The sequence below is a fragment of the Pseudarthrobacter quantipunctorum genome (assembly GCF_045291495.1).
GTDB lineage: Bacteria > Actinomycetota > Actinomycetes > Actinomycetales > Micrococcaceae > Arthrobacter > Arthrobacter quantipunctorum.
Genome location: NZ_CP148033.1, coordinates 2636929 through 2659569, shown reverse-complemented (window position 1 = coordinate 2659569; position 22641 = coordinate 2636929). Strand labels below are relative to the sequence as shown.

The 22641-nt window shown below is 65.7% G+C and carries 22 protein-coding genes; 14 read left to right on the top strand and 8 right to left on the bottom strand.

Translation table 11 applies throughout. The features are described from left to right. The first annotated feature begins 539 nt into the window (after window positions 1-539). Window positions 540-1730 (top strand): acyl-CoA dehydrogenase family protein, encoded by a 1191-nt coding sequence (locus tag WHH00_RS12095; protein WP_406633057.1) that lies wholly within the window; start codon window positions 540-542, stop codon window positions 1728-1730. Between the two features lie 35 nt (window positions 1731-1765). Here the strand turns inward: WHH00_RS12095 and WHH00_RS12090 are convergent, their stop codons facing one another. Continuing rightward, entirely contained in the window at window positions 1766-2326 is a 561-nt protein-coding gene (locus WHH00_RS12090) for a M23 family metallopeptidase (RefSeq protein ID WP_406633055.1), read from the bottom strand. Between the two features lie 465 nt (window positions 2327-2791). On the opposite strand from WHH00_RS12090, the gene rpsB reads away from it, so the two are divergent. From rpsB to WHH00_RS12060, 6 genes are all read left to right on the top strand, one after another. Continuing rightward, window positions 2792-3658, top strand: a complete 867-nt coding sequence (rpsB, locus tag WHH00_RS12085) for a 30S ribosomal protein S2 (protein WP_406633053.1) — start codon at window positions 2792-2794, stop codon at window positions 3656-3658. Window positions 3659-3786: 128 nt separating this feature from the next. Further along, on the top strand, window positions 3787-4623 hold the full coding sequence (gene tsf / locus WHH00_RS12080) for a translation elongation factor Ts (RefSeq protein WP_231455334.1): 837 nt from the start codon (window positions 3787-3789) through the stop codon (window positions 4621-4623). Between the two features lie 140 nt (window positions 4624-4763). Beyond that, window positions 4764-5501 carry a UMP kinase gene (gene pyrH, locus WHH00_RS12075; RefSeq protein WP_174178863.1) on the top strand — a complete coding sequence of 246 codons (738 nt, stop codon included), beginning with the start codon at window positions 4764-4766 and terminating at the stop codon, window positions 5499-5501. 127 nt (window positions 5502-5628) lie between these two features. Next, window positions 5629-6186 (top strand): ribosome recycling factor, encoded by a 558-nt coding sequence (gene frr, locus WHH00_RS12070; RefSeq protein ID WP_066274709.1) that lies wholly within the window; start codon window positions 5629-5631, stop codon window positions 6184-6186. Further along, window positions 6186-7109, top strand: coding sequence for a phosphatidate cytidylyltransferase (locus WHH00_RS12065; RefSeq protein ID WP_406633050.1), 924 nt, complete (start codon window positions 6186-6188; stop codon window positions 7107-7109). Before frr ends, WHH00_RS12065 begins: the two co-directional genes overlap by 1 nt. 88 nt (window positions 7110-7197) lie before the next feature. Next, the gene (locus WHH00_RS12060; protein ID WP_406633048.1) at window positions 7198-7782 is read left to right on the top strand and encodes a DivIVA domain-containing protein; all 585 of its coding nucleotides are present in this window, start codon (window positions 7198-7200) and stop codon (window positions 7780-7782) included. Window positions 7783-7804: 22 nt separating this feature from the next. Here the strand turns inward: WHH00_RS12060 and WHH00_RS12055 are convergent, their stop codons facing one another. The 4 genes from WHH00_RS12055 to WHH00_RS12040 all read right to left on the bottom strand — a co-directional run bounded on the left by WHH00_RS12055 (window position 7805) and on the right by WHH00_RS12040 (window position 11605). Beyond that, on the bottom strand, window positions 7805-9271 hold the full coding sequence (locus tag WHH00_RS12055; RefSeq protein ID WP_406633047.1) for a cation acetate symporter: 1467 nt from the start codon (window positions 9269-9271) through the stop codon (window positions 7805-7807). A 7-nt stretch (window positions 9272-9278) separates the two neighbouring features. After that, complete coding sequence (locus WHH00_RS12050; RefSeq protein ID WP_231455338.1) at window positions 9279-9629, bottom strand: hypothetical protein; 351 nt, start codon at window positions 9627-9629, stop codon at window positions 9279-9281. After that, complete coding sequence (locus WHH00_RS12045; protein WP_350003682.1) at window positions 9626-10342, bottom strand: LytTR family DNA-binding domain-containing protein; 717 nt, start codon at window positions 10340-10342, stop codon at window positions 9626-9628. Before WHH00_RS12045 ends, WHH00_RS12050 begins: the two co-directional genes overlap by 4 nt. 66 nt (window positions 10343-10408) lie before the next feature. Continuing rightward, window positions 10409-11605: a sensor histidine kinase gene (locus tag WHH00_RS12040; RefSeq protein WP_406638584.1), complete on the bottom strand. Its 1197-nt coding sequence runs from the start codon at window positions 11603-11605 to the stop codon at window positions 10409-10411. Window positions 11606-11787: 182 nt separating this feature from the next. On the opposite strand from WHH00_RS12040, the gene WHH00_RS12035 reads away from it, so the two are divergent. After that, window positions 11788-12168: a DUF485 domain-containing protein gene (locus WHH00_RS12035; RefSeq protein WP_066274718.1), complete on the top strand. Its 381-nt coding sequence runs from the start codon at window positions 11788-11790 to the stop codon at window positions 12166-12168. After that, a complete protein-coding gene (locus WHH00_RS12030) occupies window positions 12165-13781 on the top strand; it encodes a cation acetate symporter (RefSeq protein ID WP_406633044.1) in 1617 nt (538 codons plus the stop codon). The genes WHH00_RS12035 and WHH00_RS12030 overlap by 4 nt, the downstream gene beginning before the upstream one ends. 83 nt (window positions 13782-13864) lie before the next feature. On the opposite strand, the gene WHH00_RS12025 is transcribed toward WHH00_RS12030, so the two are convergent. Both WHH00_RS12025 and WHH00_RS12020 read right to left on the bottom strand, forming a co-directional pair. Further along, the gene (locus tag WHH00_RS12025; protein WP_406633042.1) at window positions 13865-14416 is read right to left on the bottom strand and encodes a hypothetical protein; all 552 of its coding nucleotides are present in this window, start codon (window positions 14414-14416) and stop codon (window positions 13865-13867) included. A gap of 165 nt (window positions 14417-14581) precedes the next feature. After that, window positions 14582-15055, bottom strand: coding sequence for an Lrp/AsnC family transcriptional regulator (locus tag WHH00_RS12020; protein ID WP_231455343.1), 474 nt, complete (start codon window positions 15053-15055; stop codon window positions 14582-14584). Between the two features lie 195 nt (window positions 15056-15250). Between WHH00_RS12020 and pdhA the strand changes: the two genes are divergently transcribed. The 4 genes from pdhA to WHH00_RS12000 all read left to right on the top strand — a co-directional run bounded on the left by pdhA (window position 15251) and on the right by WHH00_RS12000 (window position 20144). After that, the gene (gene pdhA, locus WHH00_RS12015; RefSeq protein WP_406633040.1) at window positions 15251-16420 is read left to right on the top strand and encodes a pyruvate dehydrogenase (acetyl-transferring) E1 component subunit alpha; all 1170 of its coding nucleotides are present in this window, start codon (window positions 15251-15253) and stop codon (window positions 16418-16420) included. Then, complete coding sequence (locus WHH00_RS12010) at window positions 16420-17430, top strand: alpha-ketoacid dehydrogenase subunit beta (protein WP_406633038.1); 1011 nt, start codon at window positions 16420-16422, stop codon at window positions 17428-17430. Before pdhA ends, WHH00_RS12010 begins: the two co-directional genes overlap by 1 nt. Then, on the top strand, window positions 17427-18872 hold the full coding sequence (locus tag WHH00_RS12005; RefSeq protein ID WP_406633036.1) for a dihydrolipoamide acetyltransferase family protein: 1446 nt from the start codon (window positions 17427-17429) through the stop codon (window positions 18870-18872). Before WHH00_RS12010 ends, WHH00_RS12005 begins: the two co-directional genes overlap by 4 nt. Before the next feature lie 87 nt (window positions 18873-18959). Continuing rightward, entirely contained in the window at window positions 18960-20144 is a 1185-nt protein-coding gene (locus WHH00_RS12000) for an IS30 family transposase (protein ID WP_374152828.1), read from the top strand. Between the two features lie 73 nt (window positions 20145-20217). Here the strand turns inward: WHH00_RS12000 and WHH00_RS11995 are convergent, their stop codons facing one another. After that, window positions 20218-20889 carry a TetR/AcrR family transcriptional regulator gene (locus tag WHH00_RS11995; RefSeq protein ID WP_406633033.1) on the bottom strand — a complete coding sequence of 224 codons (672 nt, stop codon included), beginning with the start codon at window positions 20887-20889 and terminating at the stop codon, window positions 20218-20220. A gap of 144 nt (window positions 20890-21033) precedes the next feature. On the opposite strand from WHH00_RS11995, the gene WHH00_RS11990 reads away from it, so the two are divergent. Further along, a complete protein-coding gene (locus tag WHH00_RS11990) occupies window positions 21034-22641 on the top strand; it encodes a carboxyl transferase domain-containing protein (RefSeq protein WP_406633031.1) in 1608 nt (535 codons plus the stop codon).

Here is a 22641-nt window from a genome sequence, read left to right as displayed (position 1 = left end):
CTCGCCGGCCCTGTCTGGGAAGAAAGCCCTCCACCATGTCCCGGCCGGTCCGCGAAAGCACAACAGGTCAGTGACCCCATGGAGGGTCTGGCCGTTGAAACGTACGGAGGTCCCGCGGTCAATGTTTGTGCTGACGGGGTCACGGAGGATTGTCACATTCCGTGCCGCGTACCTGTAGCCACGGGGGCCCTTCGCCGTCCGGAAGGTGATGTGGATGACGTCCCCGTCGACTTCGTAATTAAGCACTTCAGACGTCTTGTCCACAGTGCCCTGTTGGTCCTTGCGGCGGATCAGGACTGCCTCGCGGCGCGGATCAATCAAGACATTTCCCCCCAAGTGAAGTGTTTGCTCCGTTGCGCTCCGACGTTACAGAACTTCCTGGCACGATTCATCCGGAGGACCGTCTGTTGCGAGCCGGGGCGCGGGTCCACTGAGCCGTTGCGGCAGCGATATACATGCGGTAAGTTACTCACCAGTAACTTACTGGGTCCGAAGGACCAATCCGGAGACCCTGCCGCTGATCATTTTGTGAGGTAATCATGTCCACTACTGCTGCCGACCTCAACGACCTTCCCTATGCCGACGGCGACTTCTACGCCTTCGAGCAACTGCTGAGTGACAAAGAGCGGGACCGGCTGGCGGAGATCAGGGAATTCCTGGCCCGCGAGGTGCGGCCCATCGCGGTGGACTTCTGGAACCGGGGAGAGTTCCCCATGGAGCTCATCCCGAAGCTCGCTGATATCGACCTCGTCAGCCCGGTGCGCCGGCAGGGCCATTCGAACCTGTTTGCGGGCCTGCTCCACGCTGAGGTGACCCGGGCCGATGCTTCCATTGCCACCTTCATGGGAGTCCATGACGGACTGTTCACCGGTTCCATTGAAGCTCTGGCTTCGGAGGAGCAAAAGGATGCCTGGCTCCCGGACATCTACAGCATGAAGAAAATCGGGGCGTTTGGCCTCACTGAGCCGCTTGGCGGATCAGACGTCGCAGGCGGAACCCGTACTACGGCACGCAGGGAGGGGGACTCCTGGATCCTGAATGGGGAAAAGCGCTGGATCGGAAATGCAACGTTCTCCGACTGGGTGGTGGTCTACGCCCGCGACCTGGCCGATGACAAGGTTAAGGGCTTCCTGGTTGATACGGCACTCGATGGCTTCAGCGCCAGCAAAATCGAGAACAAGATTGCGCTCCGCACCGTCCAGAACGCCGACATCAAGCTGGACAACGTGGTGGTGCCCGACTTCTTCAAGCTTGCCAACGCCAATAGCTTCCGCGACGTCAACAAGGTCCTGAAGGTCACCCGGCTCGGTGTCGCATGGCAGGCCGTCGGCCAGCAGCTCGCTGCCTTCGACGTGGCCCGGCGCTATGCCGTGGAGCGCCACCAGTTCGGGCGTCCGCTGGCTTCCTTCCAGCTGGTGCAAAGCCAGCTGGTCCAGATCCTGGGCAATGCCGTCAGCTCCATGGGCATGATGGTCCGGCTCTCCCAGCTGGAGGACGCCGGCGAGGCCAAGGACGAGCAGTCCGCCCTGGCCAAGGCGTTCACCACTGCCCGGATGCGTGAGAGCGTGGCGATCGGCAGGAGCCTCCTGGGCGGCAACGGCATTGTGACGGACTTTGAGATGGCCAAAATCTTCGCGGATGCGGAAGCCATCTATTCCTACGAAGGAACGCACGAGATCAATACGCTGGTGACCGGCCGGGCGATCACCGGGATTTCCGCCATCGTCTGAGGCCCACCGCGGCAGGCTCGCCGGCCTGCTGCCGCCTACCTGTCCAGCGGCAGCAGGACCGATGGCCTCAGGTCCATCACGAACGGCAGTGGATCGACGTAGTCTTCCCCGCGCCGGACGCCCCAGTGGAGGCAGGGCGCGGCAGTGCAGTGCCCCGGGCGCGCCGTGCCGATGACCTGTCCGGCCGCCACGGGGGCGCCGGCGGCCAGGGTGCTGTCAACCGGTTCGAAGCTGCTCCGCAGCCCGTCGCCATGGTCGATGGTGATCACCGGCCGGTCCACCACCACGCCCACGAAGCTGACGGTGCCTGCCGCCGGGGAGGTGACCGGCGCGCCGTCGGCCGCTGCTGCCAGGTCAACGCCCCTGTGGCCGCTGAGCCACGGCTTGGGTGGGGGATTGAAGTCCCGAAGCACCTGCGGGCGGGGAGCGAGCGGCCATTGCCACGAGGGCGCGGCGGTCCCCGAAAGTCCGGTGGGCGCCGCGTGGTAGCCCGCCTGTTGCGCAAGGTAGGCGGGTCCGAACGCCAGGGGCTCGCCTGCCGGGGCCAGCGAGGCCGGCAGCAGGAGGAGGGCCGCGAGCCGCAGTGGTGGTTTCATGCCACCAGAATGCTCCTGCTTTGAAGGCGCCGGGAGAGCCCGCCGGGGCTATGTGGACAAGCCCGTGCCGGCGTCGTTTCCGTCCCCGTCGGTGTCCTCCGGCTGAAGGTGCCTGTAGTACACTTGGTGGAGCAGTTTGCTGCGCCCTCAATGCTTTCGGTCCGGCGGATATCCCAGTGGTTTTTCCAACGGTATATGCCCGTGTCCGGAACGCGTCGGCACATCTCATTCAGGAGTGTGGGGGAGCAGCAGCTGACTACGCGCATCCAGCCCTCCAGAAGCGACGCTCCGGCCTCGCCGACGGGGGATCAGGCCTCCTGCGGTCAGGACCATCGTCCTGATGGGAAGCATGATGGATGCCAGGAGCACGGCCCAGCCTGGGCCACGCTAATCAACCGTCAACTATTGGCAGGGTAAGAAGCCTCCGGGCTCTCTCATGAATGACCTGCCGGAAGGAGCGTCGGCATGCCCGTCGTAACCATGCGCCAGCTGCTTGACAGCGGCGTCCACTTTGGACACCAGACCCGCCGTTGGAACCCGAAGATGAAGCGCTTCATCTTCACCGAGCGCAACGGCATCTACATCATCGACCTTCAGCAGTCGCTGTCCTACATCGACCGCGCCTACGAGTTCGTGAAGGCCACCGTTGCACACGGCGGCACCGTACTCTTCGTCGGCACCAAGAAGCAGGCCCAGGAAGCAATTGCCGAGCAGGCAACCCGCGTCGGCCAGCCGTACGTGAACCAGCGTTGGCTCGGCGGTATGCTGACCAACTTCCAGACGGTCGCCAAGCGCATCCAGCGCATGAAGGAACTCGAAGAGATCGACTTCGACGACGTCGCCGGTTCCGCGTACACCAAGAAGGAGCTGCTGCTCCTCAAGCGCGAGCTGACCAAGCTCGAGTCCAACCTCGGCGGTATCCGCAACCTGACCAAGGCACCTTCCGTGCTCTGGATCGTGGACACCAAGAAGGAACACCTCGCCGTTGACGAGGCCAAGAAGCTGAACATCCCGGTTGTGGCCATCCTGGACACCAACTGCGATCCTGACGAAGTCGACTTCCCGATCCCGGGCAACGACGACGCCATCCGCTCCGTGAACCTCCTCACCCGCGTTGTTGCAGACGCCGTTGCCGAGGGCCTGATCGCCCGCAACAACCGCGGCACGGGCGCTGCCGAAGCTCCGGAAGAGCCCCTGGCTGAATGGGAGCGCGAGCTCCTCGAAGGCAGCAAGGCTGAAGAAGCAGCTGCGGCTGCCCCGGCAGAAGAAGCCGCTGCATCTGAAGCTGCTCCGGCAGAAGAAGCTGCTGCTCCCGCTGAAGACGCCAAGTAACACAAGTACATCCGGATTTTCCGGCGCTGCCTGCAGCGCCGGAGCTGCTGACAGGATGGCGGCCCACCCGTGGGCTGCCGTCCTGTCAGTCCGTACACCACAACACATTTCTAGACAGAGGGGTTCACATGGCGAACTACACTGCCGCGGACATCAAGGCCCTGCGCGAGCGCACCGGCGCCGGCATGATGGACGTCAAGAAGGCTCTTGACGAGGCCAACGGTGACGCCGAGAAGGCCATCGAAATCATCCGCATCAAGGGCCTCAAGGGCGCTACCAAGCGTGAAGGCCGCTCCACCGCCGAAGGCCTGGTGGCCGCCAAGGTCAGCAACGGCGTCGGCGTCATGATCGAGGTCAACTGCGAGACCGACTTCGTGGCCAAGGCCGACAAGTTCATCCAGCTGGCCGACAAGGTCCTGGCCGTTGCCATCGAGTCCGGCGCTGCCGACCTCGAGACCCTGCTCGCCACCGATGTTGACGGCAAGCCCCTCTCCGAGGTCGTCGTCGAAGAAGGCGCCATCCTGGGCGAGAAGGTTGTTGTCCGCCGCATCTCCCGCATCGAGGGCGCAACGGTTGACGCTTACCTGCACAAGACCTCCAAGGACCTCCCGGCCCAGGTTGGCGTGCTGTTCGCTGTTGACGGTGAAGGCGAAGCCGCTGCCACCGCAGCCCACGACGTCGCAGTCCACATCGCTGCCATGGCTCCGAACTACCTGACCCGCGAGGACGTCCCGTCCGACCTGGTCGAGTCCGAGCGCCGCATCGCCGAAGAGACCGCCAAGGCCGAGGGCAAGCCCGAGGCTGCGCTCACCAAGATCGTGGAAGGCCGCGTTACCGGCTTCTACAAGGGTGAGGTCCTGGTTGACCAGGCATTCGCGAAGGACGCCAAGAAATCCGTGGCACAGGTCCTCTCAGAGGCCGGTGTCAAGGGAACCGCGTTCACGCGTTTCCGCGTCGGCTCCTAGTCGAAACTGCAAGGGGGTGGCCACTTCGGTGGCCGCCCCTTTTGCATGCGCGGGGGAGGCCCCCTGTGGGAGAGGCCCGTATAGGACCTTTGGCCGCGCAGCAGGATAACCTTTTTAGAGTCCACCAACGGGAAGGCATCATGGAAGCCGTCAACACTGTAATCCAGCCAGAGAAAAGCCGACGCCGGGTCCTCTTGAAGCTCTCGGGTGAAGTCTTCGGCGGCGGAAAGCTGGGCGTTGACCCTGAGACCGTCCGCGACGTCGCCAAGCAGATCGCCGCAGCCGTCCCCCAGGTGGAGGTGGCCATCGTCGTCGGCGGCGGCAACTTCTTCCGCGGTGCGGAACTTTCCCAGAGCGGCATGGACCGTTCCCGCGCCGACTACATGGGCATGCTCGGCACCGTGATGAACTGCCTTGCCCTGCAGGACTTCCTTGAACAGGCCGGCGTCGAAACCCGGGTCCAGAGCGCCATCACCATGGGGCAGGTCGCCGAGGCCTACATTCCCCGCCGCGCCATCCGCCACATGGAAAAAGGCCGCGTGGTCATCTTCGGTGCCGGTGCAGGCCTGCCCTACTTCTCCACCGACACCGTCGCCGCCCAGCGGGCCCTCGAGGTCCACGCCGACGTGGTCCTCATGGCCAAGAGCGGCGTGGACGCCGTTTACACTGCCGACCCCAAGAAGGACCCCACCGCCGAGCGGCTGGAAACCCTCAGCTACGACGACGCCCTCCGCCGTGACATCCGTGTCATGGACCAGACCGCCATGACCATGTGCAAGGACAACGACCTTTCCATGGTGGTCTTCGGCATGGAAGGCGAAGGCAACGTCACCAGGGCCATCCTCGGCGAAAAGCTGGGCACGCTGGTCACCGCCTAGCTCCGGCTAGGATGATTTCAGGACTGTTCCGTCCCTGCCCCCGCGGGCAGGGACGGGCCAGCATCAAAGAACCACGATTGTGCATGGACCCGGCGCCCCGGACTGCACCAGAATCTGAGGAGAGACCGTGATCGAAGAAACCTTGCTCGAAGCCGAAGAAAAGATGGACAAGGCCGTAGAGGTAGCCAAGGAAGACTTCGCTTCCGTCCGCACCGGGCGTGCCAACCCGGGCCTGTACAACAAGGTCCTGGTGGAGTACTACGGTTCGCCCACCCCGCTGCAGCAGCTCGCCTCGTTCGCCATCCCGGATGCCCGCACCATCCTCATCACCCCCTTCGACAAGACGGCGCTGCGCGACATTGAGCGTGCGCTCAGCGATTCCGAGGTCGGCGCCAACCCGTCCAACGACGGCAACGTCATCCGGATCACCATCCCCGAACTGACGAAGGAACGCCGCAAGGAGTACGTCAAGATCGTCAAGACCAAGGGCGAGGACGCCAAGGTCTCCATCCGCAACATCCGCCGCAAGGCCAAGGAGACCCTGGACCGCCTGGTCAAGGACGGCGAAGCCGGCGAAGACGAAGGCACCCGGGCCGAAAAGGAACTGGACAGCCTCACAAAGGCGCATGTGGACGGCATCGATGAGCTGCTCAAGCGCAAGGAAGCAGAGCTGCTCGAAGTCTGATGGGCCAGGCAGATCAGGCCCCGGCACCCAGGGCGCGCACGCGGGGGAAGCAGCCCAGGAGCAACCCGACGCCGAAGGCAGGGAGGAACCTTCCTGCCGCCGTCGTGGTGGGCCTGGCCATGCTGTTCGCCGTGCTGGGCGGACTGCTGCTGCTCCCGCTTGCCTTCGTTGCCGTAACCACCACGTTCGCCATTTTCGGCGTCTGGGAAATCTACCGCGCCCTCGAGGCCAACGGCACCAGGATGCCCACCATTCCGGTCATGACCGGTACCGTGGCCATGCCGTTCGCCGCCTACCTCGGAGGCATCGAGAGCCTCCTGTTCGCGATGCTGCTGAGCTCCGTGGCCGTACTCCTGTGGCGGTCCATCGAAAGTGCGGCCGGTTCAGCCAACAGCATCTTCGCCGGCGTCTTTGCGCTCGGCTGGGTGCCGTTCTTCATCAGCTTTGCGGTCCTGCCGCTGCACGCGGCCGGCGGTGCAACGCCGCTTGGCCTCTGGCCGGGCGGAACGGTTCCCGACGGTGCATGGCAGGTGGCCGTGATGCTCCTGCTGGTGGTTTCCAACGACACCTTCGGATACCTGGTGGGGGCCTCCCTCGGTAAGCACCCCATGGCCCCCAAGATCAGTCCCAAAAAGTCCTGGGAGGGATTCGCCGGCTCCATCGGCGGCGCCATGCTGATTGGCATCCTGGCCTGCCTTTTCGTACTGGACAAGCCCTGGTGGGTGGGTGCGGTGCTGGCGGTTGGCCTGGTTGCGGCGTCCACCGCCGGTGACCTGGCAGAGTCCATGGTCAAGCGCGAACTGGGCATCAAGGACATGAGCAGCATCCTGCCCGGGCACGGGGGAGTCATGGACAGGCTCGACTCAATCGTGTTCGCGTCCCCGGCCGCGTTCATCCTGTACGGACTGGTGTCCGGCGCCTGAGACAAACCCTGCCGGATCCACCGAGGACCCCCGGCACAAATAAGCTGGTGCAGAAGCACTCCGGCTGAAGAGCATTGAAGGAAGCAAAGTGGCATTGGACATTCATCGGCAGATCCCTGCGTCCTTTGAGCGCGTGCAGCGCGGTGAGTACGGCTACAACGCCAAACAGGTGGACCAGTTCCTGCAGCAGGCGCGGGTATCACTGGAAAACCCGGAATCAGCGCCGCAACCCATCAACAGTGCGGACGTGAGGGCCGTTTCCTTCGACCCCGTGAAAGGCGGGTATTCCGCCGCCATCGTGGACGCCGCACTGGACCGGCTCGAGGATGCCTTCGCGCGCCGGGAACGGGATGAGCTGATCGCTGCCCGTGGCGAAGAAGCCTGGCTTCGCGAGATCGGACACCTCTCGGGCATCCTGCGCGGCCGCCTGCACCGGCCGGACGGCGACCGCTTCCGCCGCCCCGCCAAGAAAAAGGTCCGCAGCTACAACACGGCCGACGTCGACAGGCTGTGCCGCGAACTGATCGCCTACCTTGAGCAGGACAAGCCGCTCAGCGTGGACAGCGTCCGCCGGGCAGTCTTCCGCCCTGCCGTGGGCCGGGACGGGTACGAGGAAGCCCAGGTGGACGCCTTCATGGACCGGGTGGTCGAGCTGATGGCTGCCATCGACTGATCCTGCCGGCCCCGGCTCCGGCTCACCGTTCGGTGGCGAGCGGCCGCTCGGGGGTGTGCAGGCGGGTCATCACCTTCGACATGGTTTTCGGGATCCGCTGCGACGTTGCGCGGGACACGGTGACCATCACCGCAAAAGCCGCGGGAACCGTCCAGGCCGCCGGCTGGGCGAGCCAGCCGGGCGTGCTGGCCGCCCCGGCCAGGGCTCCGGTGATCATTGCCCCGCCGCACAGAACTGCGCCGGTCAGCATGCCGGCGATCGCGCCGGCGTCGGTAAGCCCGCGCCACCAGATGCCCAGCAGCAGCACCGGGCAGACGGTGGACGCTGTGAACGCAAAGACCAGCCCGACACTCCCTGCAAGGGCGAACGAGTCGGTCATGAAGGCAAAGCCCAGCGGCACAACAGCGGAAATGACTGCTGCCAGCCGGAAGCTGCCCACGCCCGCCCCCAGGACGTCCTGGCTGATCACGCCGGCCAGGGAAACCACCAGCCCCGACGTCGTGGACAGGAACGCGGCGAAGGCTCCCGCCACCACCAGTGCGGACAACAGGTCGCCTGCCGTTCCGCCCACCAGTTCCCCCGGGAGCAGCAGCACCATGGCGTCCGCCTGGCCGGCGGTGGCAAGGCCGGGAGCGAACATCCGTCCCACCAGCCCGTAAGCGGTAGGGAACAGGTAGAACACGGACAGCAGCCCCAGGACGATCAGCGTGGTGCGGCGGGCGGACTGCCCGTCCGGGTTGGTGTAGAAACGCACCAGGACGTGCGGCAGGCCCAGGGTGCCGAACAGCAGGGCCACCAGGAGCGAGACGTTCTGGTAGAGGCCGGCAGGTGGCGCCCCTGTGGGATTGGCCGACGGCGGTGCAAGCGCGGCGGTGCCGTTCCCGGCAAGGACAAAGACGATGAACAGGATGGGCACGGCCAGCGCCGTGAGTTTCAGCCAGTACTGGAACGCCTGGACGAACGTGATGGAGCGCATGCCGCCCGCCACCACGGTGAGGCAGACCACGATCACCACCGCCACCGAGCCCACCCAGGACGGCAGGCCCGTGGTGATGCGGATGGTGAGGGCAGCACCATGCAGCTGCGGCACGATATAAAGCCAGCCCACCAGCACCACCACCAGGCTGGTCACTTTGCGTACCGGCAGGGAGTCAAGCCTTGCCTCGGTGAAATCGGGAATGGTGTAGGCCCCGGACCGCCGCAGCGGCGCCGCGACGAACAACAGCAGCATCAGGTATCCGGCCGTGTACCCGACGGGAAACCACAGCGCATCCGTTCCGGACAGCAGGATCAGGCCCGCTACGCCCAGGAAGCTCGCGGCGGACAGGTACTCGCCGCCGATGGCCGAGGCGTTCCACCACGGCCTGACCGTCCGGGAAGCAACATAGAAGTCACCCGTGGTCCTTGAAATCCGCAAACCGTAGAATCCGATGACTGCGGTGGCAACCGACACTCCCACCAGGGCGGTTACGGCCACGCCCGGGTTCACGGCACCCTCACTGGTCCTCAGCCAGGTCCCGGTAGCGCGCCTCGTTGCGCGCCGCAGTCCGGATGTACAGCCAGGCACTGAGCCCGATGAGCGGATAGATGCCGGCTCCCAGCAGCAGCCAGTCGAACGGGATGCCCGCCACCCGGGTTTCCGCCAAACCGGGAACCGCCGCGAGCAGCAGGGGAAAGGCGCCAAGGATCAGCAGGAAACCCGCGGCCACCACCAGGGCCAGCCGCAGCTGGGACCTGATCAGGGACCTGACGAACACCTGGCCCACTTCGGAGTCCTGCGCGGCCTCCCTCGTCTCCTTTGCCGGACGCGCCGCAGTCCTCGGAGCCGTCACCCGCACCCTGGTCATGTATTGGGCCTGATCCGGGTGGCCTCAAGCTTCTCCCGCACCGTGGGCAGGTGCCGCCTGCTGATGGGCAGTCCCGCTCCCGCCACGGTGACGCTGGGACCGTCCGCGGCGAGCTTCATCGAGGTCACGTGCTTGAGGGCCACCAGGTAGGACCGGTGCGTCCGGATGAACCCCGCATCCGCCCACTGCTGTTCGAGGTCCGCAAGCGGAACCCGGATCAGGTAGCTGGCTTCGGCGGTGTGGAGCCGGGCGTAGTCCCCCTGCGCCTGGACGTACGTGACGTCGTCGCGCCTGATCATTTTGGTGGTCCCGCCCTGGTCCACCGTGATCATCTCCGGGGCGGCACCGCCGTCGCGCAGTTCACTGATGCGCCCCACGCAGCGCGCCAGGCGTTCTGCCCGCACCGGCTTGAGCAGGTAGTCCACCGCCGCGAGTTCGAAGGCGTCCAGGGCATGGTCCTCGTCCGCCGTCACGAACACGACGGCGGGCGGCCGGCTGCTCCCGGCGATGGCACGGGCAATGTCCAGCCCGGACACCGCCGGCATGTGGATGTCCAGGAAAACGGCGTCAACGGGGGCGGAGGCGAGCGCTTTCAGTGCGTCGCCTCCGGACGTGGCCCGAAGGATTTTGCCCACACGGTCGTCCTTGCCCAGCAGGAAGGCCAGTTCTTCAACAGCAGGCAGCTCATCATCAACGACGAGGACGTTAATCATGCTCCTAGGGTAGCTTTCCGGAGCAGGGGTACCGTGCCGGCGCCGGCCCGTAGGGCCCCGTCCGGCTCACGCATCGTGCCCGGGCTGGGACTTGGGGACCCGCATGGTGATCAGTGTTCCTTCGCCGGGCGCGGTCTCAATGACCAGCCCGTGGTCGTTGCCGTAGACCTGGCGGAGGCGGGCATCAACGTTGCGCAGGCCCACATGCTCGCCGTCTGTGTGGCCGGCCAGCATGGACTGCAGCTGCTCCGGATCCATGCCCACGCCGTCGTCCTCGATGGTCACCTCCGCGAACGCGCCGGCATCGTTGGCGGTGATGCTGATGTGTCCCGGCCCTTCCTTGGCTTCGAGGCCGTGCCGGACCGCGTTCTCCACCAGCGGCTGCAGGCTGAGGAACGGGATGACGGTGCTCAGCACCTCCGGCGCCACCCTCAGGCTGACCTGGACCCGCTCACCGAACCGGGCGCGTTCCAGCAGCAGGTACCGGTCAATGCAGCGGAGTTCCTCCGCGAGCGTGGTGAAGTCCCCGTGCCGGCGGAACGAGTAGCGGGTGAAGTCGGCAAACTCGACCACCAGTTCGCGGGCGCGGGCGGGGTCGGTGTTGATGAAGGACGCGATGGCATTGAGCGAGTTGTAGATGAAATGCGGGCTGATCTGCGCGCGCAGGGCCCGCACCTCCGCCTCCATCAGCTGGGTACGGGAGGCGTCGAGCTCCGCGAGCTCCACCTGCACAGCCACCCAGTCCGCCACTTCGCTGGTGGCCCTGACCAGTCCCGCGCCGGCGGAGGGAGCGAACGCGGCGACGGCGCCCACCACCCGGGTGCCGGCACGCACCGGTGCGATCACGGCAGCGAGCGGGCCGCCGGTAGCCTCTGTGGCGGCGTCGGGCTCCCCGGCGGGAAGCACAGCCGTCCGGCCGTTCGCCAGGACGCCGGCAGCAAGGTCCATCATCCGCGGCTTCATGTCCTCGCCGGCACCGTCCCACGCCAGCACGCCGGACGTGTCCATGATGGCCAGGGCGTCACAGCCAAGCAGGGTCCGCAACTGGCGGCTGGCCTTGGCCGCACCGGCGGGGTTGAGGCCCCGGCGCAGGTGCTGGCCGGCCTGGGAAGCGGCATGCAGGGTGTGGTAGGTGGCGCGTTCAGCATCAGTACCCAGGTCGCGGAATGACCTGAGCACCTTGAGCCCCACGCCGACGACGACGGCGATGGCCATGGCGATGACGGCCACGGCCGCGGCGGTAAGGAGGGGGGAGTCCGGCATGGTGCCCAGCGTAGCCGCGGGTGCCGTTTGTCGCAGCATCCCGACCGTTGAGCGCCCGCAGGCCTGCAGGCTCTGGAACTGGCGGGATGCAGCCCGCAGAGTGATTGCAGTCACATTTGCGGTATCCCGTCTTTCGGGCCTGCCGTTGGGTGTGTTCAGGCAAGTCTCAACGAGGAGGAACGATGGGTAACGATGCCCACACTCCGGACGCAGCGGCGTCCGTGGACTTCGAGCAGGTCCAGTCGACGGAGCAGTTCAAGGAACTGCGCAAGCGTCACCGCAGCTTTGTCTTCCCCATGGCAGTCGCATTCCTGCTGTGGTACTTCGCATATGTCCTGCTCGCCGACTATGCCGTGGACTTCATGTCCACCAAGGTCTGGGGCAACATCAACGTGGGCCTGATCCTCGGCCTGCTCCAGTTCGTCTCCACGTTCGCCATCACCGGCTGGTACGTCCACTACTCCAACAAGCGGCTCGACCCCATCGCCAAGGAAATCCGGGACGAGATCGAGGGCCACGAATTCGATAAGCACGGCAACCGAGTAGGCGGAGTCACCAAATGATCAATATCGCAACAGCGGTGGACGTGGCCGCCCTCAAGGAAACCACGCTGCTCAACATGGGCATCTTCGGCATCTTCGTGGCCGTGACCATGGTGATCGTGCTCCGCGCCAGCCGGAACAACAAGACCGCCGCGGACTACTATGCGGCCGGCCGCTCCTTCACCGGCTCGCAGAACGGAACCGCCATCGCCGGCGACTACCTCTCCGCCGCCTCCTTCCTGGGCATTACCGGCGCCATCGCCATCAACGGCTACGACGGCTTCATGTACTCCATCGGCTTCCTGGTGGCCTGGCTCGTGGCACTGCTGCTCGTGGCCGAGCTCCTGCGCAACACCGGCAAGTTCACCATGGCCGATGTGCTGTCCTTCCGGCTGAAGCAGCGGCCGGTCCGCATCGCCGCGGCCATCTCCACCCTCGCCGTCTGCTTCTTCTACCTGCTGGCCCAGATGGCCGGCGCCGGCAGCCTCATCTCTTTGCTGCTGGGCATCAGTGACTGGACCGGGCAGGCCCTGGTGATCATCGTCGTCGGCGCCCTGATGATCATGTACGTCCTGATCGGCGGCATGAAGGGCACCACCTGGGTGCAGATCATCAAGGCCATCCTGCTCATCGCAGGCGCAGCCGTCATGACCCTGTGGGTCCTGGCCATCTACGGCTTCAACCTCTCCAGCCTCCTGGGCGCCGCAGTGGAGACGGCCAACAACCCGGCCGTCCTGAATCCCGGCCTGCAGTACGGCAAGACGGAAACCTCGAAGATCGACTTCATGTCACTCGGCCTCGCCCTGGTCCTGGGCACCGCAGCGCTGCCGCACGTACTCATGCGCTTCTACACGGTCCCCACGGCCAAGGAAGCCCGCAAGTCCGTGGTGTGGTCAATCTGGCTGATCGGCCTGTTCTACCTCTTCACCCTGGTGCTTGGTTACGGTGCAGCTGCCCTGGTTGGTGCCGAGACCATCAAGAGCGCACCGGGCGGCGTGAACTCGGCCGCCCCGCTGCTGGCCTTCTATCTGGGTGGGCCGCTGCTGCTGGGCTTCATCTCGGCCGTGGCGTTCGCCACCATCCTCGCCGTTGTGGCCGGCCTGACCATTACGGCGGCGGCATCGTTCGCCCATGACATCTACGCCAGCGTCATTTCCAAGGGCAAGGCCGACGCCGACACTGAGGTGAAGGTGGCCCGGCGCACCGTTGTGGTCATCGGCGTCCTGGCCATCCTGGGCGGCATTCTTGCCAACGGACAGAACGTGGCGTTCCTCGTGGCGCTCGCATTCGCCGTCGCCGCCTCCGCCAACCTGCCCACGATCGTCTACTCCCTGTTCTGGCGGAAGTTCACCACCCAGGGCGCAGTCTGGAGCATGTACGGCGGCCTGGGCTCCGCGATCATCCTGATCATCTTCTCGCCGGTGGTCTCCGGCGGAGCAACATCCATGATCAAGGACGCCAACTTCGCGCTCTTCCCGCTGAGCAACCCGGGCATCGTGTCCATCCCGCTGGCCTTCTTCCTGGGCTGGCTCGGAACGACGCTCGACAAGAATCGGGAGGATACCGCCAAGCAGGCCGAAATGGAAGTCCGCTCCCTCACCGGCGTGGGTGCCGAAAAGGCCGTCGACCACTGACCTGACGGCATCAACAGCAAAGCCTCCGCACCGGGAACAAGTTTTCCGGTGCGGAGGCTTTGCTGTGCTGCCTTTGTCTCCCGTTACCCTGCCGGCCGCAGCTTGATTTCGGTCATCTTGAGCTCTTCAGTGCCCTCGAAGCGGTAGGCGAGATCCACCTCTTTGCCGTCGCAGGCGATGAGCCCGGCAACATGTGCCGACTTCACGCCGTTTTCGGTGACCACGTTGAGGTCCCTGTAGTCCGGTGTGCAGGTTTCATCCATCCCAAGACTGCTAACCCCCTCAATGAACGCTTCCTTGGACAGCTGCTCCTGGAGGGCGGGGTCAAGGTATTCGTCGTAGGCCCTTGAGTTGTCTCCGGCGAGGACCAGCTTGGTGAAGCCGTCAGCCAGTCCCCGGGCCTGGTTGGTGGCGCTGCCCACCACGTTCACCAAAATGACTATGCCCAGGACCACCAGGAGGAGGACGCCGCCGGCGCCCGCCAGGATCATCCACAGTTTCCGCCGGCTCCTGGGCGGAGGCTGCCCCGGAAGCCCGAACGGGGATGCCTGTTCCTGCCCGTAGTAGGGAGGCTGCAGCTGCGGGGACGCCGGGCCTGCGTGGCCCGGCTGAAACGGTTCCTGGGGAGTGCTCAAGATGGAGCCTTTCCGGAAAAATGGTGCAGCGCACCGCCTGGATGCGGGGCAGCGCTGGGCCTGTCCCGCCGATTAACTGGCATTCAGCCTATAGCGCGGCCCGCCTGGTCCGAACTCCAGCCCCGCCCGCCGCCGTCGTGCTTTCCGCCATAGGGGCGCCCGCTGCTAAGCCCGCCCGGGACCGCGTTCAAGCAAAGGCTGGACGCGGAAGGGAATAAGCTCGCCCATGGCCAGCGCCGTGTCGGTCCGGTCCACGCCTTCGCAGGCCAGGATCTTCCCGTTGATCCGGAACAGGTCCTCGGCGTCAAGCGCCACCACGCGCAGCAGCAGGTCCGCTGAACCGGTCAGGCCGTAGCCCTCAAGAATTTCGGGAATGTCAGCGAGTTCCTTTGCCAGCAGGGCGAGCCGCTGCTGCTGGACATGGACGGAGATGAAGGCCATCAGCGGGTAGCCCAGGGCCGCCGGATTGATGCGCCGTTCGAAGGAGAGAAAAACGTGTTTCTTCTCCAACTGCGCCATCCGCGCCTGCACGGTGTTGCGGGAGAGTCCGAGCTTCTGGGCCAGTGCCACCACCGTTTTCCGGGGATCCTGCGCCAGGGCAGAGAGCAGGCGGGCGTCGGTGCCATCCAGGGCTTGCATAATGCGCAAGGCTAGCACGGTCCCGGGCGCTCCCGCAGAGCATTTTGCTCAGTGATCGCGCCGGTGGTTGTACCTCCTGAGCATTGTGAGTAGGGTCACAAATATCCGGGGCAACGGCGCCCGGGCGGCCGGCGGCTGAAGGGGCCACAAGTCCCAAAACCGGAGGTCAACGACGTGAGAAGGTTGCGGGCTATCGTGTCTACAGACGAAACGGGCCAGGGCGGACCAGCCGCCCCCAACAGCGCCCGGCATACCCATGCACAGGGGCGGGACCTGGTCCAGCTGGTCACCCCAACAGGGGAGCGGATCAGTCATCCGGAGTTCGATTACTGGGTCAGGGACGTCACCGACGAGCAGTTGTGTTCCCTCTTCGAGGACATGACCGTGATCCGGCGCATCGACGTCGAGGCAACGGCCCTGCAGCGGCAGGGCGAACTTGCGCTGTGGCCGCCGCTGCTGGGGCAGGAAGCCGCGCAGATCGGTTCGGGCCGGGCGCTCCGGACGGACGACTTTGTCTTCTCCAGCTACCGTGAGAACGGCGTGGCCTACTGCCGCGGAGTGGACCTGACGGACATCGTCCGGGTATGGCGCGGCAATGCGTCCTCGGGCTGGGATCCCTACGCCATCAACATGGCCACGCCGCAGATCATTATCGGCGCCCAGACCCTCCATGCCACGGGCTACGCGATGGGCATCCAGAATGACGGCGCTGATTCCGTGGCCGTGACCTATTTCGGTGACGGCGCAACCAGCGAGGGCGATGTCAACGAGGCCATGGTCTTCGCGGCAAGCTTCCAGGTGCCCGTGGTGTTCTTCTGCACCAACAACCACTGGGCCATTTCTGAACCCGTCCGGCTCCAGTCGCACATCCAGCTGTCCGACAGGGCCGCCGGGTTCGGCATCCCCAGCCTGCGCGTGGACGGCAACGACGTCCTGGCAGTGATGGCAGCCACCCGCGTGGCCTTGGACCGGGCACGCCGCGGCGGCGGCCCCACGTTCATCGAGGCCGTCAGCTACCGCATGGGACCGCACACCACGGCGGATGACCCGACGCGCTACCGCGACGCCAACGAACTCGAGGACTGGGCGGCCCGGGACCCGATCAGCCGGATCGCCGCTCTTCTTGAGCGGAAGGGCCTGCTGACGGAGGAACTCCAGCAACAGGTTAAGGGCAAGGCCGACGCCGTGGCACGCGAGATGCGGACGGGCTGCACCACCATGCCGGACCCGGAGCCCCTGGACGTCTTCAAGAACGTCTACAGCACGCCCAACTCCTGGCTGGACCGGCAGCAGGACCACTATGCCCGTTACCTGGCCACCTTCGGTGATCCCGCAGGAGCCGCTTCAGAAGAAGGTGCACGCTGATGACCCAGATGACCTTTGCCCGCGCGATCAACGCGGGCCTGCGCAAATCACTGGAGAACGATCCCAAAGTCGTGCTGATGGGGGAGGACATCGGCACCCTCGGCGGCGTGTTCCGGGTAACCGACGGGCTGCAGAAGGACTTCGGCACGCACCGGGTGGTGGATACGCCCCTGGCCGAATCGGCCATCGTGGGCACCGCCGTGGGCCTCGCCTACCGCGGCTACCGTCCCGTGGTGGAAATCCAGTTCGACGGCTTCATCTACCCTGCGTTCGACCAGATCGTCAGCCAGGTGGCCAAACTCCACTACCGCACCCGCGGCGCTGTCAGGATGCCCATCACCATCAGGGTCCCGTTCGGCGGCGGCATCGGCTCACCTGAGCACCACTCCGAGTCGCCGGAGGCCTACTTCACGCACACGTCCGGCCTGCGCGTCGTTACGGTGTCCAGTCCGCAGGACGCCTACACCGTGATCCAGCAGGCCATCTCGTGCGACGACCCCGTGCTCTACTTCGAGCCGAAACGGCGCTACCACGATAAGGGCGAGGTGGATGAGTCCCTTGACCACACCGCCCCGGTGCCCATGGGGCAGGCGCGCGTCCTCACCCAAGGCGGTGACGTCACACTGGTGGCTTACGGCCCGCTGGTCAAGACGGCCCTGGACGCCGCGTCGGCCGCCGCCGATGAGGGAATTTCCATCGAGGTCATCGACCTGCGCTCACTGGCACCGGTGGACTACGAAACCGTTGTGGCTTCAGTCCGCAGGACCGGGCGCCTGGTTATAACCCACGAGGCCGCACAATCGGGCGGCCTCGGGGCGGAAGTGGCCGCCAGCATTACCGAACGGTGCTTCTACCACCTGGAGGCGGCACCCGTCCGCGTCACCGGGTTCGACATTCCCTACCCCTACTCAAAGCTTGAGATGCACCACCTGCCGGGCCTGGACCGGATCCTGGACGGCGTGGACCGTGCCCTGGGACGGCCGAACTCCCTTAGCGGGCTGGAAGGATGAGCGGGACCATGATCAAGGAATTCCGTCTCCCGGACCTGGGGGAGGGCCTCACCGAATCGGAGATCCTCAGCTGGAAGGTGGGCGTGGGCGATACCGTCACCCTCAACCAGGTAATCGCCGAGGTTGAGACTGCCAAGGCGGTGGTGGAGCTCCCGTCCCCGTTTGCAGGGGTAATCAAGGAGCTCCATGAACAGCCGGGCACCGTCGTGGAGGTGGGCAAGCCGATCGTCTCCTTCGAGGTGGCGGACGACGTCGGCCCGGCACCTTCCGGGGCGGGCGGTCCTGCCGCTTCGGTCAAGGACGAGGCCGCGGGTCAGGCGGTGGGGCAGGACGCGGGGGAGAGCGCGGCCGGGACCCCCATGAGGGAACCCAACCTTGTGGGCTACGGTGCCGTCGTCGAAAGCACCGGCCGGCCCGCGCGGCGTCCACGGACCTTCCCTGTGGCCGGACCCGCCGACACCGTGTCCACGGCACCCTTGCCTGCGGAAACTCAACCCGCGGCCGTTGAGCACGTTGAGGCCGCACCGGAGCAGCCCGCAGGTGAGCGTCCGCGGTCCACCCCGCCCGTCCGGAAGCTGGCCAAAGACCTCGGGGTGGACCTGGCCAGGGTCACTGGTACCGGCCCCCAGGGGCTAATTACCCGGGAGGATGTCCAGCACTTCATGGACAGCCGGTCCTCGGAGCCAGGGCGGCCCGGTATGCCGGCCGCGGACCATGCGGGAGTGCAGGCCGGCGGGGGCGGACGGGAAACTCGCACCCCCATCAAGGGGGTCCGCAAGTTCACGGCCGCCGCCATGGTGCAGAGTGCTTTCACCGCGCCGCATGCCACTGAATTCCTGACCGTCGACGTCACTCCCTCCATGGAGCTGCTGGCCAGGCTTCGGGACAGCAGGGAGTTCGCGGGCGTCAAGCTCACTCCGCTGACCCTGGCCGCGAAAGCGGTGCTGATCGCCCTCAGGCGCAATCCTGCGCTCAACTCGCGCTGGGACGAAGAGAACCAGGAGATCGTCACCTACAACTACGTGAACCTGGGCATAGCAGCCGCCACGCCCCGGGGGCTGACGGTACCCAACATCAAGGACGCGGATTCACTGTCCCTGGTCCGCCTGGCGGAAGCGCTCGCGGCGCTCGCGGACACAGCCCGTGCCGGCAAAACCGCGCCGGCTGATCTGTCCGGAGGGACAATCTCGATCACCAATATCGGCGTTTTTGGTATTGATGCCGGCACCCCCATCCTGAACCCGGGGGAAGCGGCGATCCTTGCCCTGGGGGCCGTGCGGAGGACGCCTTGGGAGTACCGCGGGGACATCGCACTGCGCCAGGTGATGACCCTCAGCCTCTCTTTCGACCACCGGCTGGTGGACGGCGAACAGGGCTCCCGCTTCCTTGCCGACGTCGGAGCCCTCCTCGCCGATCCCGCCATGGTGCTGACCATGGTCTAAACCCCCGGACTTTTTGTCCAGATACGCACGGTTGGGGACGGGCAGATTCATATGGTGGTTGCAACGCTCTGATTGATGGAGCGTTTGATGCCGAAGTTGTTTCCTGTCCATGTTCGTGATGATTTTCTTGATTTGGTGTGCTCCGGCGCGTCCGTCAGTGAGGCTGCACGGCGTGTCGGAGCCTCGCGCGGGACCGGGAAGAAGTGGTGGGCCGAGTCTGGTCAGATGACGCTGAGCATCTCGGCCCATGGCGGCCTGGCAGATCCTGCCCCGTCCGTGGAGGTCTCCTGCGGGCGGGCACTAAGCGAAGCCGAGAGGGGGATGATTCAGATGGGCCGGCAAGCCGGGATGAGCTACGCGAAGATCGGTGCGGCCATCGGACGGGACAAGTCCGTCATCTGGCGGGAGGTCAACCGCAACTGTGACGCCGAGGGCAGGTACAACGCTAAAGTCGCGCACACCAGAGCCCATCAGGCACGCCGCCGGCCCAAGCCCTTCAAGCTCATCGAGGACGAGGATTTGTGCCGGCTGATCGCGGTGTGGATGGACGATGGGTGGAGCCCTAAGCTGATCTCGTCGATGCTGGCGTTTTACTTTGCCGGTGACCAGACTATGCAGGTGAGCCACGAGACGATCTACCAGGCCCTATACGTCCAAACCCGCGGAAGCCTGCGGAAAGACCTGGCCGAAAACCTCAGCCTGAAACGTAAACAACGCATCCCCCACACCGCCGACCGGCTCAAGAGCAGCCCCTACAAGGAGGCGTTCAAGATCAGCGAACGCCCCGCCGAGGTCCAGGACCGGGCAGTCCCCGGGCACTGGGAAGGTGACTTGATCATCGGTTCTGACGGGACCGCGATCGGCACTCTCGTGGAGCGCTCAACCCGGTTCACGATCCTGCTGCACCTGCCCGGGGACCACACCGCCGAAACCGTCGCCGCCGCGATGATCCGGGAAATGGCGAACCTCCCGGAGCACCTGCGCCGCTCGATCACCTGGGACCGCGGCACAGAACTCGCCGGCTACGCGAAGATCCAGACCGCGCTGGAAACCACGCTCTATTTCTGCGACCCGCACTCGCCCTGGCAGCGCGGCACCAATGAAAACACCAACCGGCTCCTGCGGTTCTGGTTCGAAAAAGGCTCCGACCTCTCGGCCCATACCCCTGAGGACCTCAACCGCATCGCGGCAAAGCTCAACCGCCGCCCCCGACCGACCCTCAACCTCGACACCCCAGCCAACCGGCTAAACCAGCTGCTGCAAGCGGCCTAACCACCCCGCGTTGCTCCCACCACTTGACATTGCCACGGTTTAAGCCGGCATATCTGGACAAAAACTCCGGGCTCTAGGGGGTGGTTCGGGAGTCGGCCAGCAGCGCAGCCAGGGCCATGTTCTCGAGCAGGGGCCGGGCCGTTCCGGACCCCATTTTCCTGCCGTGGTTGCGGACGGAGTGCGGGGTGGAGTTGATGAGTCCGAACGTGGCATGGGCCCGCATCCGGAGCTCCGAAGCGTCCGTCTCGGGATGGAGCCGCGCGAGGACCTCCACCCACACCTCCACATAGCTGCGCTGGAGGGTCCTGACTGCCGCCTGGTCCTCAGCGGAAAGGCAGCTGAAATCCCTGTCCTGGACCCGGATGACGTCAGGCTTGCCCAGCGCGAAGTCCACCTGGAACTCCACCAGGCCACGCAGGGCCGCAAGGGGATCGGCATTGCAGGCTGCCACCCGGCGCCCGCCGTCCAGCAGTTCCTGGCTGACGGTGACCAGCAGGTCCGCCAGGACCGCCTGCTTGCCGGGAAAGTGGCGGTAAACGGCCGGGCCGCTGACGCCGGCGGCTGCCCCAAGGTCCTCCAGGGAGACCCGGCTGAACCCGTGCAGCGCAAACAGCGACGCCGCAGCGGACAACAGCGCCTGGCGGCGGTTCTGCTTTGCCCGGCTCCGCTGTGTTGGGCTGCCGGGCTGGGGTGCGCTGCCGGGCTGGGTCGTGCTGCCGGCTGCAGCGGCGTCAGTGCTTGGCACAATTCCTCCTCGGACCCCGGAAGTCTAGCAAGGCAGCTGCTGTGTTGGACATCACAGTTAATCGAGACTAACCTGAATTTCAGTTATTGATCACTAACCGAGTGGGCTTCTTGGCCCCGGCCGGAACAGGAGCAGGACGCGTCGATGGAGACCCTTGCCAGCAGGATCGACCCCGCCAGCAGCACTTTCCTGGCGAACCGCGATTCGCAGCTGTCGCTGACGGAGGACCTGCGGAAAAGGCTGGCGGACGCTGCCCTGGGCGGACCGGAAAAATCCAGGCAGCGGCACGTGGCCAGGGGCAAGCTCCTGCCCCGCGAGCGCATCGACCAGCTCCTGGATGACGGCAGCCCGTTCCTGGAAATCGCTCCGCTGGCTGCCAACGGGATGTACAACAACGAGGCCCCCGGCGCGGGGGTCATTGCAGGCATCGGCCTGGTCCATGGCCGCCACGTGCTGGTAATTTCCAACGACGCCACCGTCAAAGGCGGGACGTACTATCCGCTGACGGTGAAGAAACACCTGCGGGCCCAGGAGATAGCCCTCGAGAACAGGCTTCCGTGCATCTACCTCGTGGATTCCGGCGGGGCCTTCCTGCCCAAACAGGACGAGGTTTTCCCGGACCGGGACCACTTCGGCCGCATCTTCTACAACCAGGCCCGGCTCTCGGCGGCCAAGATTCCCCAGATCGCCTCGGTGATGGGGTCCTGCACGGCCGGCGGCGCCTATGTGCCGGCCATGAGCGACGAAACAGTCATCGTCCGGAACCAGGGCACCATCTTCCTGGGCGGGCCGCCGCTCGTGAAGGCGGCGATCGGTGAGATCGTCACGCCGGAGGAGCTCGGCGGAGGGGACGTGCATTCGAGGATCTCCGGCGTCACCGACCACCTCGCCGAAAACGACGAACACGCGCTGCAGATCATCCGGGACATCGTGTCCACGCTCCCGCCTCCGGCGCCGCCCGCGTGGGAGGTGGATGCCGCCGTCGAACCTTCCGCGGAACCGGAGGAGCTCTACGGCGCCGTTCCCACGGACGTCAACGCCGCCTACGACGTGCATGAGGTCATCGCCCGGCTGGTGGACGGCAGCCGGTTCCACGAGTTCAAGAAGGAGTACGGCGCCACGCTGGTCACCGGGTTCGCCCGGCTGCACGGGCATCCCGTGGGGATCGTAGCCAACAACGGCGTGCTCTTCAGCGAGTCCTCCCTCAAAGGCGCCCACTTCATTGAACTCTGCGACCAGCGCGGCATCCCGCTGGTTTTCCTGCAGAACATCTCCGGCTTCATGGTGGGCAAGGACTCGGAGCAGGGCGGGATCGCCAAGAACGGCGCCAAGATGGTCACCGCCGTGGCTACGGCCCGGGTGCCCAAACTGACGGTGGTCATCGGCGGGTCCTTTGGCGCCGGCAACTACTCCATGTGCGGGCGCGCCTATTCCCCGCGGTTCCTCTGGATGTGGCCGGCCGCCCGGATCTCGGTCATGGGCGGCAACCAGGCCTCCAGCGTCCTGGCCACGGTGAAGCGGGACCAGTACGAGGCAGCAGGCCAGGAATGGTCCGCCGAGGACGAGGAAGCCTTCAAGGCCCCTATCCGCCGGCAGTACGAGGACCAGGGCAGCCCGTACTACTCCACCGCCCGCCTCTGGGATGACGGAGTGATCGATCCGGCCGACACCCGCACCGTCCTGGGCCTGGCACTGGACGTGGTGGCCCGCACGCCGTTGCCTGAAACCTCCTTCGGCCTCTTCAGGATGTGA

What these genes read in the sequence shown, in the direction of transcription:
- WHH00_RS12095 (WP_406633057.1), top strand. Translation starts at nt 540, where the DNA reads ATGTCCACTACTGCTGCCGACCTCAACGACCTTCCCTATGCCGACGGC.
- WHH00_RS12090 (WP_406633055.1), bottom strand. Translation starts at nt 2,326, where the DNA reads ATGAAACCACCACTGCGGCTCGCGGCCCTCCTCCTGCTGCCGGCCTCG.
- rpsB (WP_406633053.1), top strand. Translation starts at nt 2,792, where the DNA reads ATGCCCGTCGTAACCATGCGCCAGCTGCTTGACAGCGGCGTCCACTTT.
- tsf (WP_231455334.1), top strand. Translation starts at nt 3,787, where the DNA reads ATGGCGAACTACACTGCCGCGGACATCAAGGCCCTGCGCGAGCGCACC.
- pyrH (WP_174178863.1), top strand. Translation starts at nt 4,764, where the DNA reads ATGGAAGCCGTCAACACTGTAATCCAGCCAGAGAAAAGCCGACGCCGG.
- WHH00_RS12065 (WP_406633050.1), top strand. Translation starts at nt 6,186, where the DNA reads ATGGGCCAGGCAGATCAGGCCCCGGCACCCAGGGCGCGCACGCGGGGG.
- WHH00_RS12050 (WP_231455338.1), bottom strand. Translation starts at nt 9,629, where the DNA reads ATGACCAGGGTGCGGGTGACGGCTCCGAGGACTGCGGCGCGTCCGGCA.
- WHH00_RS12045 (WP_350003682.1), bottom strand. Translation starts at nt 10,342, where the DNA reads ATGATTAACGTCCTCGTCGTTGATGATGAGCTGCCTGCTGTTGAAGAA.
- WHH00_RS12040 (WP_406638584.1), bottom strand. Translation starts at nt 11,605, where the DNA reads ATGCCGGACTCCCCCCTCCTTACCGCCGCGGCCGTGGCCGTCATCGCC.
- WHH00_RS12035 (WP_066274718.1), top strand. Translation starts at nt 11,788, where the DNA reads ATGGGTAACGATGCCCACACTCCGGACGCAGCGGCGTCCGTGGACTTC.
- WHH00_RS12030 (WP_406633044.1), top strand. Translation starts at nt 12,165, where the DNA reads ATGATCAATATCGCAACAGCGGTGGACGTGGCCGCCCTCAAGGAAACC.
- WHH00_RS12020 (WP_231455343.1), bottom strand. Translation starts at nt 15,055, where the DNA reads ATGCAAGCCCTGGATGGCACCGACGCCCGCCTGCTCTCTGCCCTGGCG.
- WHH00_RS12010 (WP_406633038.1), top strand. Translation starts at nt 16,420, where the DNA reads ATGACCCAGATGACCTTTGCCCGCGCGATCAACGCGGGCCTGCGCAAA.
- WHH00_RS12005 (WP_406633036.1), top strand. Translation starts at nt 17,427, where the DNA reads ATGAGCGGGACCATGATCAAGGAATTCCGTCTCCCGGACCTGGGGGAG.
- WHH00_RS12000 (WP_374152828.1), top strand. Translation starts at nt 18,960, where the DNA reads ATGCCGAAGTTGTTTCCTGTCCATGTTCGTGATGATTTTCTTGATTTG.
- WHH00_RS11990 (WP_406633031.1), top strand. Translation starts at nt 21,034, where the DNA reads ATGGAGACCCTTGCCAGCAGGATCGACCCCGCCAGCAGCACTTTCCTG.